Source organism: Runella sp. R5_40 (assembly GCF_057652295.1).
Genome location: NZ_JBYFCH010000076.1, coordinates 1 through 511, shown reverse-complemented (window position 1 = coordinate 511; position 511 = coordinate 1). Strand labels below are relative to the sequence as shown.

The 511-nt window shown below is 42.3% G+C and carries 1 protein-coding gene; it reads right to left on the bottom strand.

From position 1 onward, the window contains the following. Positions 1–511, bottom strand: a 511-nt coding sequence (locus AC23N5_RS31455) for a hypothetical protein (RefSeq protein ID WP_487758569.1), incomplete at both ends; no start/stop codon positions are given.

Sequence of the window (511 nt, the reverse complement as noted above, 5' to 3'; positions counted from 1 at the left end):
TCTCCACCTGCATTGTTGTTAAACACGGCATTAACTCCTTGTACATTAGCTATACCGCTACCTGTCAAAGGACCATTTTCTCCCATCTGAATCAAACCTGCATTGGTAAACGCACGGGTAGAAACAATGCCGCTCTGCACTTGGTCAATGTAGATTTTTGCACCTGTGGTATTGGTAAAAGCTGTCGTACTCAGAATACCCGTGCTAAAACTTCCTTCACTAGCATTAAACACATTACTAATCGTGATTTTGCCCGCATTTTGGAAAGTACCTGAGGAATTCCATATCCCATTGCCCCAAGGCTTAGCAATAGAAATGATTCCTGTGGCACTGTTGGTAAAACTGTTTCCAGCATTCAGAATACCGTCTTGTGCATGAACAAGTCCAATATTTCCAATGGTAATCACGGCATCGTTGGTGAAGGTTCCCTCATTCCGAATAGCGCCTATGACGTTCGTATTTAAAATACCTATTCGATTGATACGTATCTCTCCCCCAACTTTATTCGTAA